The sequence below is a fragment of the Streptomyces sp. NPDC012637 genome, assembly GCF_042954805.1.
In the GTDB taxonomy this organism is placed as follows: Bacteria; Actinomycetota; Actinomycetes; order Streptomycetales; family Streptomycetaceae; genus Streptomyces.
Genome location: NZ_JBIBDS010000004.1, coordinates 710,113 through 725,836 on the forward strand (window position 1 = coordinate 710,113; position 15,724 = coordinate 725,836).

Below are 15,724 nucleotides of genomic sequence, written 5' to 3' on the forward strand. Positions count from 1 at the left end.
AGCACGAAGGCCCGGATCGTCTCGACGATCCGGGCCTTCGTCGTGCTCGCCCGTTCTCATCGCTCCTCGTCGCCTCCCCCGCCCTTTCCCTCCACCTTTCGGCGCTTGACCTTTACGCAACGTCAAGATCTAGCGTTCTCGCCATGGAGTGGTCGATCCAGGAGATCGCCAGGAAGGCCGGCACCACCAGCCGCACGCTGCGCCACTACGGCGAGCTCGGGCTGCTGGAGCCGAGCCGGACCGGCGCGAACGGTTACCGGTACTACGACCAGGCGGCGCTCGTCCGGCTGCAGCGGATCCTGCTGCTGCGCGAGCTGGGGCTCTCCCTCGCCGCCATCGCCGAGGTCCTCGAAGGCCAGCGGGACCCCTCGGCCGCCCTGCGCACGCATCTGGCCCTCCTGGAGCAGGAGCGCGAGCGCATCGGGCGGCAGATCGAGGCCGTGCGCACCACCCTCCACAAGACCGAGAGAGGAGAACGGCTCATGGCCGAGGAAGTCTTCGACGGCTTCGACCACACGCGGTACGAGGCCGAGGTGACCGAGCGCTGGGGGCGCGAGGCGTACGAGAAGGGAGACCGCTGGTGGCGCTCGCTCAGCGACGCCGAGAAGAAGGCCTTCCAGGACCGGCAGGCCGGCATCGCCCGTGACTACGGCGCGGCCGCCGCGCGCGGGCTCGCGCCCGAAAGCGACGAGGTGCAGGCGATCACGCGGCGCCACTACGAGTGGCTGTCGATCACGACGACGCCGAGCAGGGAGTACTTCGTCGGGCTCGGGCGGATGTACGTCGACGACCCGCGCTTCACCAGGAACTACGACAGGCACGGGGACGGCACGGCCGTTCTCGTGCGGGACGCCATGGCGGTCTTCGCCGAGCGGAACCTGTAGCCGCAGGCAACCGGTAAGTCGGTACGGCCGCAAATAAAGGGTGGCCAAAAGCGCGCATGTCCTTTTGCGTGGCCCGTGTGTCGCCCGTAACCTCGCGCACACCATGAGTGACCGGGCTGTGACGGTGCGCGAAGCAGGACGGCGGGCGCCCGCCGTCCTGCTGCTGTTCGCGCTCGTCGCCCTGCTCGCCGGCGTCTGCCACGGCGCGGACGGGCACGCGCTGCCCCTCACCGCCGGACCCGCCGGGTCCGCGGGCGTCAGCGCCTCCGCGCCCGTCCTGCCGCACGGCTGCGAGCGGCCTGGCGAGGGCTGGTCCTTCGACGCCCACCTGCCCGCGCAGTCCGCCGGCACCCAGCTGTCGGCGCCGGACGCCACGGGCGCCGTCCTCCTCGCGCACGACGAGGTGTTCCCCGAGGCCCCGCACGCGCGCTGCGTCCGCGGCAGGGCCGGGCCCGGGCCCGAACCGGGAAGTCTGCTCACCGCCCTCGGAGTGAACCGGAACTGAGCCGGGTCGCGCACCACCACGACCACGGCTCCTTCCGTACGCCCGCGCACGCGCGGGACCTCACCCAAGGGACGCAAACCCCCATGACGCACCCCGCCAACCTCCTCTCCGTCGCCGAGCAGACCGTCGGCAACACGCCCGTGCTGTGGATGGACGACGGCTACTGGGCCAAGCTCGAAGGCTTCAACTTCGGCGGCATCAAGGACCGCGCCGCGCTCCACATGGTCGAGCAGGCCCGCCGCCGCGGCGAGCTGCGGCCCGGCGCGCCGATCGTCGAGTCCACCTCCGGCACCCTCGGGCTCGGGCTCGCGCTCGCCGGGATCCTGCACGGCCACCCCGTCCACGTCGTCACCGACCCGGGTCTCGAACCGATCGTGGAGCGGATGCTGACCGCCCACGGCGCGCAGGTCCACGTCGTGCCGGAGCCCAGTCCGCAGGGCGGCTGGCAGCAGGCACGGATGGACCGGGTGGCGGAACTACTCCTCGCCCTCCCCGGCGCCTGGTGGCCCAACCAGTACGGGAACCCCGACAACCCGGAGGCGTACGCCGGGCTCGCCGCCGAGCTCTCCGAGCAGATCGACCGCGTCGACGTGCTGGTCTGCGCGGTCGGCACCGGCGGCCACTCGGCCGGGATCTCCCGCGCCCTGCGCGCGACCTCCAGCCCCGCGCTCGAACTCGTCGGCGTCGACTCCGTCGGCTCCACCGTCTTCGGGCTGCCGGCCGGCCCGCGGCTGATGCGCGGGCTCGGCTCCTCCATCCACCCCGGCAACGTCGACCACGGTGCCTTCGACGAGATCCACTGGGTGGGTCCCGCGGAGGCGGTACGGGCGGCCCGCCGGCTGGCCGCCCGGCAGTTCGCGACCGGCGGCTGGAGCGTCGGCGCGGTCGCGCTGGTCGCCGGCTGGCTCGCCCGCACCCGGCCGCGCGGCACCCGGATCGCGGCGGTCTTCCCCGACGGGCCGCACCGCTACTTCGACACCGTGTTCAACGACGAGTTCTGCGCGGCGCACGGCCTGCTCGACGGTCCGGTACGGGAGGAGCCCGTGGCCTTCGCCGAGGGCGAGCCGGTCAGCGGCTGGACCCGGCGCGTCGTGGAGCGGGCCCGATGAGCCGTCGGACGGCCGGGCCGGCGGGCAGCACCACCGCGGCCCCGAAGGGCGGCATCGGGAAGCGGTCGCGCGGCTTCGAACCGGCCGTGCGGCTGCTGTTCCTCAACCAGCTCACCATCAACCTCGGCTTCTACATGCTGATGCCGTACCTGGCGGCCCATCTGGCCGACGGGCTCGGCATGGCCGCCTGGGCGGTCGGCCTGGTGCTCGGCGCGCGGAACCTCTCCCAGCAGGGCATGTTCCTCGTCGGCGGCGCGCTCGCCGACCGGCTGGGCTTCAAGCCGCTGATCGTCGCCGGCTGCGCGCTGCGGACGGCCGGCTTCGGGGCGCTCGCCTTCGCGCAGTCGCTGCCGATGCTGATCGCCGCCTCGCTCGCGACGGGCCTCGCGGGTGCGCTGTTCAACCCGGCGGTGCGGGCGTACCTGGCGGCGGAGGCGGGAGAGGAGCGGCGCGTCGAGGCGTTCGCCCTGTTCAACACGTACTACCAGGCGGGCATCCTGCTCGGGCCGCTGGTCGGGGTGGCCCTGACGGGGGTGTCGTTCCGGCTGACGTGCGTGGTGGCCGCGCTCCTGTTCGCCGCGCTCACCCTCGTACAGCTGAGGCATCTGCCCGTACGGCACAAGGACGACGGGGCGGCCGGGGCGGCCGGGCAGGACCGGGGGCAGTTCCGGACGGTGCTCGCCAACCGGGTCTTCTGGCTGTTCTCGCTGGCGATGACCGGTTCGTACGTGCTGTCCTTCCAGGTCTACCTGGCGCTGCCGCTCGCCGCGGGCGGCACGGCGGCGACGACCGCCCTGTTCGCGGTGTCGGCGCTGGTCGCGCTCGCCGGACAGCTGCGGATCACCGCCTGGTGCAAGGCGCGGCTCTCCCGGGAGCGGTGTCTGGTCCTGGGGCTCGCCCTGATGGGGGCGGCGTTCCTGGTGCCGGCCGCGCTGGGGCGCTCGCTGCCCGCGCTGCTGCTGTGCGCGGCGGTCCTGGCGGTCGCGAACGCGGTGCTCTACCCGTTCGAGATGGACACGGTCGTCGCCCTGTCCGAGGGCCGCTGGGTCGCCACCCACTACGGGCTGTACAACACGGTCTGCGGGGTCGGCATCACCCTGGGGAACCTGGGGACGGGCGCGCTGCTCGACGTGACGGGCTGGTCGGCGGTGCCCTGGCTGGTGCTGTGTGCGGTCGGCCTCGGCTGCGCGGCCGCCATGGCGGCCCTGGCGCGGGGCGGGCGGCTCGCCGTACGCCAACCGGCCGAGGAGGAGTCGCCGAGCCGTACGGCCTGACGGCACCCTGAGGTGGGCGCGGAACGGTCCGCCGCCGTGGACGGACGGGCGGACCGGCCGACCGACCGGGCAGGAGAGCACAGGTGGGGCGAGCAGCGGCGGCCGGCGGAGCGGGCGGTGAGGTCCCGGGCGGCGGCGCGGGCCCGTACCGCGGTGCCCGGCGCTTCCTGCGGGCCCTGCCTCCGCTGCTGATCCTCGGCGGCGTGGCGTACGACCTGTCCACGCCGCCGACCTACACGGCGGCGCCGCTGTACTCGGCGGCGCCGCTGATCGCGGCCCCGTTCTTCTCCATGCTGACGACGCTGGTCACGGGGCTCGCCGCGGTCCTCGCGAGCATCGGGCTGCACCTCTACAACGGGACCGCGGACAGGATCCCGGCGCTGACGGAGACGCTGACGGTCGTCACGGTCTCGGCGCTCGCCGTGCTGATCAACCGGGTGGTGCGGCGCAGCGGGGAACGGCTCGCCTCGGCGAGGGTGATCGCCGAGACGGCGCAGAAGGCGGTGCTGCCCACGCCCGCCGAGCGGATCGGCGGCCTCCAGATCGCGGCGCGGTACGTGGCGGCCCAGGCGGACGCGTTCATCGGCGGCGACCTGTTCGCGGTGCAGGACACCCCGCACGGGGTGCGGATGGTGGTGGGCGACGTGCGGGGCAAGGGCCTCGACGCGGTGGAGGCGGTGGCGGTGGTCATCGGCGCCTTCCGGGAGGCGGCCGAGCAGGAGTCGACGCTGGAGGGCGTGGCGGCGCGCCTGGAGCGGGCGCTGGCCCGGGAGGGCGCGCGGCGGGCGGGTCTCGACGCCTTCGAGGGCTTCACGACGGCGGTGCTGGCCGAGATCCCGGGCGGCGACCGGGTCGTACGGGTGGTCAACCGGGGGCATCCCGAGCCGCTGCTCCTGCACGCGGACGGCGGTGTCGAGCTGCTGCGGCCGAGCGAGGCCGCGCTGCCGCTGGGCATGGGGGACCTGGGCGTGTGGCCGGACCGGGCGGACGTGACGCCGTATCCGCAGGGCGCGACGCTGCTGTTCTACACGGATGGTCTCTCGGAGGCGCGGGACTCGGCGGGGGTGTTCTACGAGCCGGGGGCGCGCCTCGCGGGGCGGATCTTCCCGGGGCCCGAGGAGCTGCTCGACGCGCTGGTGGCGGACGTGCGCCGGCACACGGACGGGGGTACGACGGACGACATGGCGCTGCTGGCGGTGAGCCGCCGGGCGGCGGGGCAGCCGGAGCGGCGGCGGACGATGCCGGTGGTGCCGCCGGACGGGGCCGGGCCGCAGCATCCGGAGGCCCTCTCGTCGCGACCTCGGGCGGACGGTGACCGGCCGTAGTCGACAGGTGTCCCTCCGATAACAATTGACGTAACGTCAGTTCCGGAGTTTGCTCCTGACGCTTTTCTGAGTGGGGGTCAAATCGGGCGATGCCCTCCCAATTCAGCTAATGATCAAGGGGAACAGCTTGGAATCGGGTGGTCGAGTCTATTAACGTTCGATAACGCAGCGCGGTCGTCACAGCCGTCGCAAGAGACGGCACCGTGCGCGCGCGCCGAATCCCGCAAGGGAACCGGGGAACCACCACTTGGGGTGAATCGGGCCCCACCGCACTCGTCCGCCTCGTGCGACCGTGCGGCACAGCCCGTAGGAGACCTTCCTGCTCCGAACCCGTCAGCTAACCCGGTAGGCGAGAAGGAAGGAAAGGAGAGCGCCTCCGTGGCGTCCAACACCCCGGCTCCGCAAGCCCCCTTCGCCTCCTACGACGCCCCCGGCGCGGCGGGCGCCCTGGACGGGGCCGCGGAGGAGTGGAACCCCACCGAGGACTCCCTGCGGGACCGGAACCGCTCCGGCGGACGCCACCGCGTCGTCAAGCAGCGCTCCAACTTCGCCCGTTCCTCCACCGTGCTCGGTGTCGGCGTCATCGCCGCCGTCGGCGCGGGCGGCCTGGCCACCGCCCAGCAGAAGCCTCCGGTCTCGATAGCGCTGCCGGACCTCGACCTGCCCGACGCCTCCGAACTGCCGGGCGTCGGCGACCTGATCGGCTCGGACGCCGAGAGCAAGGGCATCGCGGACAGCGCCGGCAACAACGCCCAGCCGCTCACCGCGCTCACCTACACCACCGCCGCGAACGAGGGCGCCGGCACCGACGGCGCGGACACCCGGGCCGGGACCAGGACGTCGACCGACGCCGGCGAGGCGCTGCGCGCCCGCATCCTCCAGCAGGCCGAGCAGCAGCAGGCCGCCGCGGACGCCGCGGCCAAGGAGGCGGCGGAGAAGGCCGCGGCCGAGAAGGCGGCGGCGGAGGCCGAGGCCAAGGCCGACGCGGCGGAGCAGGCGGCCGCCGAGGCGAAGAAGAAGGCCGAGGAGGAGGCCGCGGCGAAGGCCGAGGCCGAGCGCCTCGCCCAGCTCGCCGCCAGCTACGCGCTGCCGACCTCCTCGTACACGATCACCTCGACCTACGGCCAGGCCGGCTCGATGTGGTCCTCCGGCTACCACACCGGCCTGGACTTCGCCGCTCCCACCGGCACCCCGGTCAAGGCCGTCCACGGCGGCACCGTGCAGTCCGCCGGCTGGTCCGGCGCGTACGGCTACCGCATCGTCCTGGAGCTGGAGGACGGCACCGAGGTCTGGTACTGCCACCTCTCGTCGATGACCGTCGGCGCCGGCCAGTCCGTCGGCACCGGCGAGACCATCGGCCGTGTCGGCGCCACCGGCAACGTCACCGGCCCGCACCTCCACCTCGAGGTGCACACCCCGTCCGGCGACGGCATCGACCCGGCGGCGTGGCTGAACTCCAAGGGCCTGAGCGTCTGACCTGCGCAACCGCGGATCCTGCCGCACCGCCGGAATACGCCCGGTGGTGCGGGAGGTTGATCGACCCATGACTTCTCTTCGCCAGCTGGGCACCTCCGACCTGCACGTCTTCCCGCTCGCCCTGGGCGGCAACGTCTTCGGCTGGAGCGCCGACGAGGCGCAGTCCTTCGCCGTCCTCGACGCCTACGCCGCCGCCGGCGGCAACTTCGTCGACACCGCCGACGTCTACTCGGCCTGGGCCGAGGGCAACGAGGGCGGCGAGTCCGAGACCGTCATCGGCCGCTGGCTCGCCTCCCGCGGCAACCGCTCCGACATCCTCGTCGCCACCAAGGTCGGCTCGCACCCGCAGTACAAGGGCCTGAGCGCCACCACCATCAAGGCCGCCGCCGAGGAGTCGCTGCGCCGCCTCGGCACCGACCACATCGACCTCTACTACACGCACTTCGACGACGAGTCGGTCCCGGTGGAGGAGATCGTCACCGCCCTCGACCAGCTGGTGAAGGACGGCAAGGTGCGGGCCGTCGCCGCCTCCAACATCTCCCCGGAGCGGCTGCGCGCCTCCCTCGACTTCGCCGAGGCCGAGGGCCTCGCCCGCTACGTCGCCCTGCAGCCGCACTACAACCTGGTGTCCCGCGAGACCTACGAGGGCCCGCTCCTCGACACCGCAGCGCAGGCCGGGCTCGCGGCCGTGCCGTACTTCGGCCTCGCCTCCGGCTTCCTCACCGGCAAGTACCGCCCCGGTGCCACCGTCTCCAGCGTCCGTGCCGCGGGCGCCGCCAAGCACCTGGAGACCGAGCGCGGCCAGAAGGTGCTCGCCGCACTCGACGCGGTCGCCGAGGCGCACGGCGCCGAGCCCGCCACCGTGGCCCTCGCCTGGCTCGCCTCCCGTCCGACGGTCGTCGCCCCGATCGCCTCGGCCCGGACGGTCGAGCAGCTCCCCGCGCTCGTCGCGGTCGCCGACCTGACGCTGACCGAGGCGGAGCTCGCCACGCTGACCGAGGCCTCCGAGGCGCCCGCCGCCTGATCAGCCGCGGTACGGGTTGTAGCCGCCGTAGTCCAGGTACTGCGGCGGCACCCACACCCGGCCGGTCGCCCGGGCCGCGTACGTCAGGGCGGGCGAGGCCACCTGCCGCCGCTGCCACAGGTGGTGCAGCAGCTCCTGCTCGCGGGCCGCGAAGTCCGGCGCGGCCTGCCCGCGCCGCGCCCGGTGGCGAAGGAACGCCAGCGTCGTCGCGAACGCCTCGTACTCGCCGACGGCCTGCGCGCCCGGCTTGCCGAAGGTCCGGGCCGCATAGCCGCGGGCCATCGAGCGGGCCCGCATCGAGGAGAGCGCGAGCGGTTCGTCGTGAGCGAGCCAGCCGGCCGTCGCGTAGGCCGGGAGCTCGCCGGATATCGTGCGCAGCTCCTTCTGCCGGCTCCATATCGCGAGCCAGGTGAGCAGTCCGAACACCGGCACCATGAACATCCCGTAGACGAGGACGAACGCCAGCGGGTGGAAGGTCGCCGAGCCGTTCCACAGCGCGTGCAGGCCCATCGCGAGGAGCAGGCCGGCGGACGGCAGCAGCCACAGGCGGGTGCGGCGGAACCGGGCACCGGCCGGGAGCAGCGCGGCGAAGCCGAGGCCGAGGCCGGTGAGCGACGTGAACAGCGGGTGCGCGAACGGGGACATGATGACCCGGGCGAAGAAGGTGGCCATGGTGACCGAGCCGAGGCCGTCGGCGCCGAACTCCTGGTCCTCGCCGAAGGCGTTGCCCAGGTAGAGGATGTTCTCGGTGAAGGCGAAGCCGGTGGCCGTGAACCCCGCGAAGACCAGGCCGTCGACCGGCCCCGTGAAGTCCCTGCGGCGGAAGAGGAAGAGCAGCAGCAGCGCCGCTCCCTTGGCGGTCTCCTCCACGACGGGCGCGACGGCGGTGGCGCCGAGTGACTCGGCGGAGCCGGGGTCGGCGGTGGCGCTGCTGATCCACTCCACGGCGAAGGAGTTGGCGAGGATCGCGACCAGGGTGGAGGCAAACGCGCCCCAGGCGAGCGCGAACAGCAGGTTCTTCCACGGGGCCGGCTCGACCCGGTCGAGCCAGCGGAACGCGGCCATGAGCAGCGGCACCGGCAGCACGGCGAGGCCGAGGCCCACGAGGAAGCCCTCGGTGCCGGTCTCCTCCCGCACCATCGCCAGGATCGCGAGCGCGCACAGCGCGAGCGCGGCGATCAGGGCGACGGCCCGGACCAGCCGGCTGCGCCAGAACGCCTTGCGCGGCTTGTAGCGCCACTTGGACCGCTCCGGCACGGCACCGAAGTCCGGCTGGTCGCTCTCGAGCGAAGGCACGGGAGCGGGCGCGGGAACCGGAGCGGGCCCGGCGGCGACCGCTTGGGCGACCGGTGGGGCGACCGGAGGGACGACCGCCTGGGCGGGGTCCGCCGCCTGCGCGGGGACGACCGCCTGTGCGGGTGTGGGGCCGGGCTCGGTGGCAGGTCCGGCTCCGGCGATGGGATTCGACGACACGGAACGACCCTAACCAGCGTCACCGACAGCGGCGAGGGAGTTCCGGCAGCCTGTGGAAAACCCGCCGGAGCGTCAGCGCCTGTGGAAAAGCAGGTCGTGGACCACGTGCCCCTTGTCCAGGCCCTGGCCCTCGAAGCGGGTCAGCGGCCGGAACGCGGGCCTGGGCGCGTAACCGCCGTCGGCCTGGCTGTTCTCGAAGTCGGGGTGCGCGTTCAGCACTTCCAGCATCTGCTCCGCGTACGGCTCCCAGTCCGTGGCGCAGTGCAGCAGGCCGCCCTTCTTCAGCCGGGGCGCGAGCAGGCTCAGGAACTCGGGCTGGATCAGCCGGCGCTTGTGGTGGCGCTTCTTGGGCCAGGGGTCGGGGAAGTAGACCCGGCAGCCGGCGAGGGACTCCGGCGGGAGCATCTCGCGCAGCAGGATGATCGCGTCGCCGTTGGCGACCCGCACGTTGGTGAGTCCGTTGCGGTCGGCGAGCCCGAGCAGATTGCCCTGGCCGGGCGTGTGGACGTCGACGGCGAGAATGCCGGTTCCGGGGTCGGCGGCGGCCATCTGCGCGGTGGCCTCGCCCATGCCGAAGCCGATCTCCATGACGACCGGCAGCCCGTCGAACATCTCGTCCAGGTCGAGCACCCGCTTGCCGTCGATGTCGAGCCCCCAGTCGGGCCACCGCTTCAGCATGGCCTCGGCCTGGCCGGCGGTGACGCGGCTGCGCCGGGGCTGGAAGCTGCGGATCCGCCGCTCGAAGTGGGCGCCCGCCGGATCCGGCGCGGGCCCCTCGCCCGGCGCGAACATCCGGCTGCCGCGCCGCGCGACGGGACGGTCGTCCGCGGCGGCGACGCCGGCGGGGCTGTCGTGGCCGTCGGGGACGGAGTACGGGGAGTTCTCAGGCTGCTCAGACACAATGCCCCGATTCTACGGCGCCGGGCGCAGCGCCCGGCGGGGCCGCAGCCGTCGGAGCGGGGCTCCGCCGGGAGGAGGGGGCCTCGCCGGGGCGGGGCTGCGTCGGGGAGGAGTGCGGGGCCCGCCCGGGCGGGGACGGGACTACAGCAGCGCCAGCGCCCGGCCCGCCCGGGCGGGGACGGGACTACAGCAGCGCGAGCGCCCGGCCCGCGACCTCGCGGCCGATCGGCAGGGAGGCCGTCGCCGCCGGTGAGGGCGCGTTCAGCACGTGGACCGTCCGCACCGACTCGCGGATCAGGAAGTCGTCGACCAGCGTGCCGTCCCTGAGCACCGCCTGCGCCCGCACGCCCGGCGCCGCACGCCGCAGGTCGCGCTCCTCCACGAGCGGCAGCATGCGCCGCACGGCCTCGGTGAAGGCGCGCTTGGACAGGGAGCGGTGCAGCTCGCCCGCGCCGTAGCGCCAGTGGGCGCGGGCGATGGCCCAGCTGCCGGGCCAGGCGAGGGTGCCGGCGAGCTCGCGGGGGCGTACGACCGACCAGCCGTAGCCCTCGCGGGCGAGGGCCGGGACCGCGTTCGGCCCGACGTGGACGCCGCCGTCGATGCCGCGGGTGAGGTGGACGCCGAGGAACGGGAAGGCCGGGTCGGGCACCGGATAGACCAGGCCGCGCACCAGGGACGGGTCGGCCAGCTCGTAGTACTCGCCGCGGAAGGGGACGATCCGCATCTCCGGGTCGTCGCCCGCGAGCAGGGCGACCCGGTCGCAGTGCAGTCCCGCGCAGTTCACCAGGACCCGGCCGCGCACCACGCGCCCGGCGGCCGTGCGCACGGCCACGCCCCAGGTCCGCCGGTCGATCGTCGTGACCGCGGAGCCGTACAGGATCCGCGCCCCCGACGCGTCGGCGAGCTTGGCCGCCACCGCCCCGTAGTCGACGATGCCCGTCGTGCCCACGTGGATCGCGGCCAGGCCGCGCACCCGGGGCTCGTACTCGCTGATCTGCGCCGGGCCGAGCTCGCGCACCGGGATCCCGTTCTCCCGGCCGCGCTGCACGAGCGCGTGCAGCCGGGGCAGCTCCTCGCGCCCGGTGGCGACGATCAGCTTGCCGGTGACCTCGTGGGGGATGCCGTACTCCGCGCAGAACTTGACCATCTCGGCCGCGCCCTCGACCGCGAAGCGGGCCTTGAGCGAGCCGGGCCGGTAGTAGATCCCGCTGTGGATCACGCCGCTGTTCCGACCGGTCTGGTGGCGCGCCGGGGCGTGCTCCTTCTCCAGGACCGTGACCCGGGTGCCCGGCGCGGCGCGCGTGATCGCGTACGCGGTCGACAGACCGACGATCCCGCCGCCGATCACGAGCACGTCACAGTCGTAGCGGTCCGACACGGACACCAGCGCCACCTCCCACCCCTGATAGTGCACTGGCCCACTGACATCCCGGCTAAACCGACCGCACCGTGGGACGAGTGTCACGCCGCGTCATGCCGGAGCCACGAGCAGCGGGCGGGCCCGCTCGCGCAGCTCCATGACCCGGGGCTCGTCCCCGTACGGCTCCAGGCGGTGCAGCAGGTCCCGTACGTACTCGGTGGTCCGGGCGGAGGAGATCCGTCCGGCGACCTCCACCGCGCGCGTGCCGGCGGCGCAGGCAGCGTCCAGGTTGCCGGACTCCAGCTCGGCCACCGCCGACACGACGAGCCGCAGCCCGTGGGAGCGGACGTACTCCTCGGTGGGCTGGGACAGCGCCTGCTCCGTGAAGCGGCGCACCTGCCGGGGCAGCTTCAGGTCGCGGTAGCACTCGGCGGCGTCGGCGCAGAACCGGTCGTACGAGTAGAAGCCGAGCCAGGACGGGTCGGGGTCGCCGTCGCGGGAGCGTTCGAGCCAGCCCTCGGCCGCCTTGAGCGCGGCGGCTGCCGCCGCTCCGTCGCTCGCCTTGGCGTGCGCCCGGGCCTCGACGAGCCGGAAGAAGGACATGGTGCGGGCGGTGGCGAGGCCCCGGTTGCGTTCGAGGGCGGCCTGGGCGAGGTCGACGCCCTCGTCGGCGAAGCCCCGGTAGGTCGCCTGGAGCGACATGGAGGCGAGGACGTAGCCGCCGAGGGGCACGTCGGCGGCGGCGCGGGCGAGCCGCAGCGCCTGGATGTAGTAGCGCTGGGCGGCCTCCTGCTGGCCGGTGTCGAAGGCCATCCAGCCGGCCAGCCGGGTCAGCTCGGCGGTCGCGCCGAACAGGGCGCGGCCGACCTCGTCCGAGTACGAGCCGAGCAGCAGCGGCGCGGCGTCGACCCTTAAGCACTCGGGGACCATGGAGGAGCGCCAGTCGCCCCCGCCGTACTTGGAGTCCCACCGGCGTGCGTCCTCGGCGGCCTCGCGCAGCTTGGCGACGTCGCTGTGCCCCACGCGCGCGTGCTCGACGGTCTCGGCGGCGGCGCTCGGGGTGCTCGCGGCGCCCGAGGGGCTCGTGGCGCTCGCCGGGTCCGCCGTGTCCGTGCCGCCCCCGCCGGCCGGGCGCGGGGCCAGCCGCTCCACCGACGGGTCGGCGGGCGTGATGAGCCAGCGTGAGGCGGGGGTCGCGTAGGCGCTGACGGAGAAGGAGCCGGCGAGCGACTGCCATATGCCGCCGCCGCCCCGTCGGCCGGCGAGATCCAGCCGGTACAGGTCGGTCGCGGAGCGGACCGCCTCTCCGACGTCGCGCGGGAAGGCGAGCCCCACTTCGGGCGCCGGGTCGGCGTCGGCGAGCCCGATCTCGTGCAGCGGCACGGGCCGGCCGAGCTTCTGGCCGATCGCGGCGGCGATCAGATGCGGGGCGGCGCCCTGCGGCACCATGCCCTTGGACACCCACCGGGCCACCGACGTCTTGTCGTAACGAAGCGTCAGGCCCCGTTGCGCACCGAGGTCGTTGACGCGCCGGGCGAGCCCGGCATTGCTGATTCCCGCGAGGGCGAGAACCGTGCCGAGCTTGTCGTTCGGCCCGCGTTGCTCCCTGGACATGACGCCACCCCTCGACACGACACCCAGACGGCCGCCGCACGCCGGGCACAACGCCGGGCATAGGCGTGCGGCATTCGTAAGCACAGCGTAGTTCGCCGGATCCTGACCGTTAAGGGGTGGTGTTCCGTATGGCGAGATTGTTGTGGGATGGAATGAGTGGCGCCCCGCGGTCCGTCCGTCGTGCTCCTGCCGTGTGGCCGTGCGCCCGGCCGTGCGCTCTCGCCCGGGCCGAGGGGGGACGCTTCCATGAGTGCTGCGTGGGTCGGCCCACTTGGCCGAGGACCGATGTCCCGGACCGGGTGGGCTGGGGGACACCGTCGCCCCATTCCCCGCGGGCGGCGGACGGCTCCGGGAGGCGAACGCCTCCCGGGCTGCCGAGGAAACCCCGTCCTGCCGGGCAGTTGAGAATGGCCGAAAGACAGCGGTTCGGCAGCGCTTCGCAACTGGCCCATGCCAGGGGCGCATTCGCGTTGTCGCGAAGCCTCCTGTGACACCTCCTGTGCGCCGTTGTCATGGCAGCATGTCCTCCACTCGACCTTTGTGGAGGCGGCGATGCGGTGGCTGGTGGGCTGGAGCAGTGTCGCCGCGCGCTTCGGCACCTCGCACACGGTGCCGCCCGGTTCGGCCGGCGCCGTCGGCGACCCCGCCGAGGGGCGCACGGTGCATCCGGTGGGAGCGCAGCTCCTGTGGGGCGACCCCGATCCGCTGTGGGCGGTCGGCGACTGGCGGCCCGACGAGGTGCGCCTGGTCGACGTCGACGCCCAGACCCGGCTCGCCGTGCTCGGCTGCTGCGCCGCGAGCGACGAGGAACTGCGGCGCGGGCTGCTGACCGCGCGCGGGGGCGCACTGCGGCACCTGACCGCGTGGGCGGGCAGCTACACCGCCGTCGTCAAGGTCGGCCGCCGCATCACCGTGACCGGTGATCTCGCCGGCGCCCGCCCGGTGTTCCACACGCCGTGGGCGGGCGGCACGGCCTACGGCACCGCCGCCCTGCCCCTCGCCGACCTCACCGAGGCCCAGCTCGACATCGGTCACGTGGCGGCGCTGCTCGCCTGCCCCGAGACCCCGGAGGCGCTGCGCGACTCCACGCCGTACGAGGGCGTGCGCCGGGTGCCGCCCGGCCACGCGCTGATCCTGCGCGAGGGCTCCCGTGAGATCGCCGGCTACGAACCGGTCGCCTCGCTCGCCGTGGCCGCGCCCGAGGCGGATCCGCGGCAGGCCGTGGAGGCCGTGCGGGACGCGCTGGTCGAGGCGGTACGGGCCCGGCTCACCGCACCCCGGCACGCGCCCGAGGTGCCGCTGCCCGACCCGGGGCCCGTGCCCGGCATGGGGCCCGCCGACCGGCGGGCGGCCCGGGGCGTCGCCCCGGCGCCCGGGATCGGCGCCGACCTGTCCGGCGGCAGCGCCTCCGGCACCCTCGCGCTGCTCGCGGCCGGACTGCCCGGCGTTCCCGGCACGATCCTCGGCCACGGCACGGGGGCCGGCGAGCGGCTCCTCGCCGTCACCTTCAACGACCTGACCGGGCCCGGCAGCCAGGAGGAGCTGGCCCGGGCCCGCGAGATCGCCGCGAACCCCCGGCTGCACCACGTGGTCGTCGCGGCCGGCGAGGAGGCGCTGCCCTACACGGATCTCGAAGGGCCGCTGACGGACGAACCCGGTCCTTCCCTGGTGACGGCCGAACGGCACCGCCGACGGCTCGCCGGCGGCAGCGCCGACCACTTCACCGGCTTCGGCGCCCGGCAGGTCCTGGACGCCCATCCGGCGCGCCTCGCCGACCTTCTGATGGACCGCCGGCGCCGCTCCCTGGTGCGCCCGGTGACGGCGCTCGCGAAGGCGACCGGCCCCTCGGCCGGGGCCCTCCTCGTCCCGCTCCAGGTGTACCGGGCGGCGCGCCGGCTCGCCCGTACGCCGTACCGCACGGGCCTGGAGGCGGCCGCCACCCGCGTCCTGGAGGCCAACCGGGCGCCCGCCGGGGCCTACGGGCCCCTGGAGGCCTCGCTGGCCGCCCTCGCCTGGTCCCGGCCGGGTCCCGCGGCGCGCTGGCTGACGGGGGAGGCGCTGGCCGAAGTATCGGTTCGCCTGAACCGGGCGGCGACCCTGCCGACCTCCGTCCAGCGGCCGGGCGAGGCACGCGCGCGTGCCGCCCTCGCCCGCGCGGCCGCCGACCACCGGGTCCTGGAACAGGCCGCGGAGATCCGCAGCCAGCGCCTGCACGCCCCGTTCCTGGACAACCAGGTCGTACGGGCCTGCCGCGACCTGCCCGAGTCGCTGCGGGTCCAGCCCGACGCCCGCGCGAACGTCCTGCGCACCGTCCTCGCGGGCTCCGGCATCCACGACCTGCCGGCGGGCTGGGGCGCCCCGCACCCGGCGGTCCCGGCCGCCGCCACGCGCGCGGGCCTGCGCACGGCCCTCCCCGAACTCATGGCCCTCTTCGACGCCCCGCTCCTCGCCGACGCGGGCCTGATCGAGGCCCGCGTGGTCCGCCGCGCCCTGCGCGCCGCCGCCGACGGCGACCGCGTCCCGCTCGACGGCCTCGCCGACCTGGTCTCCACCGAACTCTGGCTGCGCCGCCTCCTCGCCCGCCGCGGCTCCTGCTGGACGGGCACGGCCGCCCCGAGGCACCGCGCGGTCCCGGGCCCGCTGATCCCGACGGCACGGTCGCTTCCGGCGTGAGGGCGCCCGAGCCGGTCCGGGCCACCGAAACGTCACAGCACGCTCGTTCGAGCGAACGGTCTCCCGTTCCTGTGCGAGGTGTGGGCCTAGGCTGAGAGCGTCGCACC

General features: G+C 74.5%; 12 protein-coding genes and 1 riboswitch. Of the genes, 8 read left to right on the top strand and 4 right to left on the bottom strand.

Going from position 1 to position 15,724, the window contains the following annotated elements:
- Positions 1 to 143: 143 nt before the first annotated feature.
- The 7 genes from ACFY8W_RS20335 (at position 144) to ACFY8W_RS20365 (ending at position 7,597) form a co-directional block, all read left to right on the top strand.
- Positions 144 to 884, top strand: a complete 741-nt coding sequence (locus tag ACFY8W_RS20335; protein WP_391106765.1) for a TipAS antibiotic-recognition domain-containing protein — start codon at positions 144 to 146, stop codon at positions 882 to 884.
- A gap of 103 nt (positions 885 to 987) precedes the next feature.
- Positions 988 to 1,389 (top strand): hypothetical protein, encoded by a 402-nt coding sequence (locus ACFY8W_RS20340; protein WP_391106768.1) that lies wholly within the window; start codon positions 988 to 990, stop codon positions 1,387 to 1,389.
- 83 nt (positions 1,390 to 1,472) lie between these two features.
- Positions 1,473 to 2,498, top strand: a complete 1,026-nt coding sequence (locus ACFY8W_RS20345) for a pyridoxal-phosphate dependent enzyme (protein ID WP_391106770.1) — start codon at positions 1,473 to 1,475, stop codon at positions 2,496 to 2,498.
- Entirely contained in the window at positions 2,495 to 3,772 is a 1,278-nt protein-coding gene (locus tag ACFY8W_RS20350; RefSeq protein ID WP_391106773.1) for an MFS transporter, read from the top strand. Before ACFY8W_RS20345 ends, ACFY8W_RS20350 begins: the two co-directional genes overlap by 4 nt.
- A gap of 83 nt (positions 3,773 to 3,855) precedes the next feature.
- Positions 3,856 to 5,097: a SpoIIE family protein phosphatase gene (locus tag ACFY8W_RS20355; RefSeq protein WP_391106776.1), complete on the top strand. Its 1,242-nt coding sequence runs from the start codon at positions 3,856 to 3,858 to the stop codon at positions 5,095 to 5,097.
- A 202-nt stretch (positions 5,098 to 5,299) separates the two neighbouring features.
- A riboswitch (cyclic di-AMP (ydaO/yuaA leader) is annotated at positions 5,300 to 5,464 on the top strand.
- Positions 5,465 to 5,475: 11 nt separating this feature from the next.
- Positions 5,476 to 6,573: a peptidoglycan DD-metalloendopeptidase family protein gene (locus tag ACFY8W_RS20360; protein WP_391106778.1), complete on the top strand. Its 1,098-nt coding sequence runs from the start codon at positions 5,476 to 5,478 to the stop codon at positions 6,571 to 6,573.
- Positions 6,574 to 6,640: 67 nt separating this feature from the next.
- On the top strand, positions 6,641 to 7,597 hold the full coding sequence (locus ACFY8W_RS20365; protein ID WP_391106780.1) for an aldo/keto reductase: 957 nt from the start codon (positions 6,641 to 6,643) through the stop codon (positions 7,595 to 7,597).
- Here the strand turns inward: ACFY8W_RS20365 and ACFY8W_RS20370 are convergent, their stop codons facing one another.
- The 4 genes from ACFY8W_RS20370 to ACFY8W_RS20385 all read right to left on the bottom strand — a co-directional run bounded on the left by ACFY8W_RS20370 (position 7,598) and on the right by ACFY8W_RS20385 (position 12,944).
- Positions 7,598 to 8,893, bottom strand: a complete 1,296-nt coding sequence (locus ACFY8W_RS20370; protein WP_391106922.1) for a PrsW family glutamic-type intramembrane protease — start codon at positions 8,891 to 8,893, stop codon at positions 7,598 to 7,600.
- 249 nt (positions 8,894 to 9,142) lie between these two features.
- The gene (gene trmB, locus ACFY8W_RS20375; RefSeq protein WP_391106783.1) at positions 9,143 to 9,970 is read right to left on the bottom strand and encodes a tRNA (guanosine(46)-N7)-methyltransferase TrmB; all 828 of its coding nucleotides are present in this window, start codon (positions 9,968 to 9,970) and stop codon (positions 9,143 to 9,145) included.
- Between the two features lie 184 nt (positions 9,971 to 10,154).
- Positions 10,155 to 11,354: an L-2-hydroxyglutarate oxidase gene (lhgO, locus tag ACFY8W_RS20380; RefSeq protein WP_391106786.1), complete on the bottom strand. Its 1,200-nt coding sequence runs from the start codon at positions 11,352 to 11,354 to the stop codon at positions 10,155 to 10,157.
- An 87-nt stretch (positions 11,355 to 11,441) separates the two neighbouring features.
- Positions 11,442 to 12,944 (bottom strand): MFS transporter, encoded by a 1,503-nt coding sequence (locus tag ACFY8W_RS20385; protein WP_391106789.1) that lies wholly within the window; start codon positions 12,942 to 12,944, stop codon positions 11,442 to 11,444.
- A 552-nt stretch (positions 12,945 to 13,496) separates the two neighbouring features.
- On the opposite strand from ACFY8W_RS20385, the gene ACFY8W_RS20390 reads away from it, so the two are divergent.
- A complete protein-coding gene (locus tag ACFY8W_RS20390) occupies positions 13,497 to 15,617 on the top strand; it encodes an asparagine synthase-related protein (RefSeq protein WP_391106792.1) in 2,121 nt (706 codons plus the stop codon).
- Positions 15,618 to 15,724: the final 107 nt, after the last annotated feature.

Coding starts and splice junctions, on each gene's coding strand:
- ACFY8W_RS20345 (WP_391106770.1), top strand. CDS start 1,473: ATGACGCACCCCGCCAACCTCCTCTCCGTCGCCGAGCAGACCGTCGGC.
- ACFY8W_RS20335 (WP_391106765.1), top strand. CDS start 144: ATGGAGTGGTCGATCCAGGAGATCGCCAGGAAGGCCGGCACCACCAGC.
- ACFY8W_RS20390 (WP_391106792.1), top strand. CDS start 13,497: ATGCGGTGGCTGGTGGGCTGGAGCAGTGTCGCCGCGCGCTTCGGCACC.
- ACFY8W_RS20385 (WP_391106789.1), bottom strand. CDS start 12,944: ATGTCCAGGGAGCAACGCGGGCCGAACGACAAGCTCGGCACGGTTCTC.
- ACFY8W_RS20340 (WP_391106768.1), top strand. CDS start 988: ATGAGTGACCGGGCTGTGACGGTGCGCGAAGCAGGACGGCGGGCGCCC.
- ACFY8W_RS20350 (WP_391106773.1), top strand. CDS start 2,495: ATGAGCCGTCGGACGGCCGGGCCGGCGGGCAGCACCACCGCGGCCCCG.
- ACFY8W_RS20365 (WP_391106780.1), top strand. CDS start 6,641: ATGACTTCTCTTCGCCAGCTGGGCACCTCCGACCTGCACGTCTTCCCG.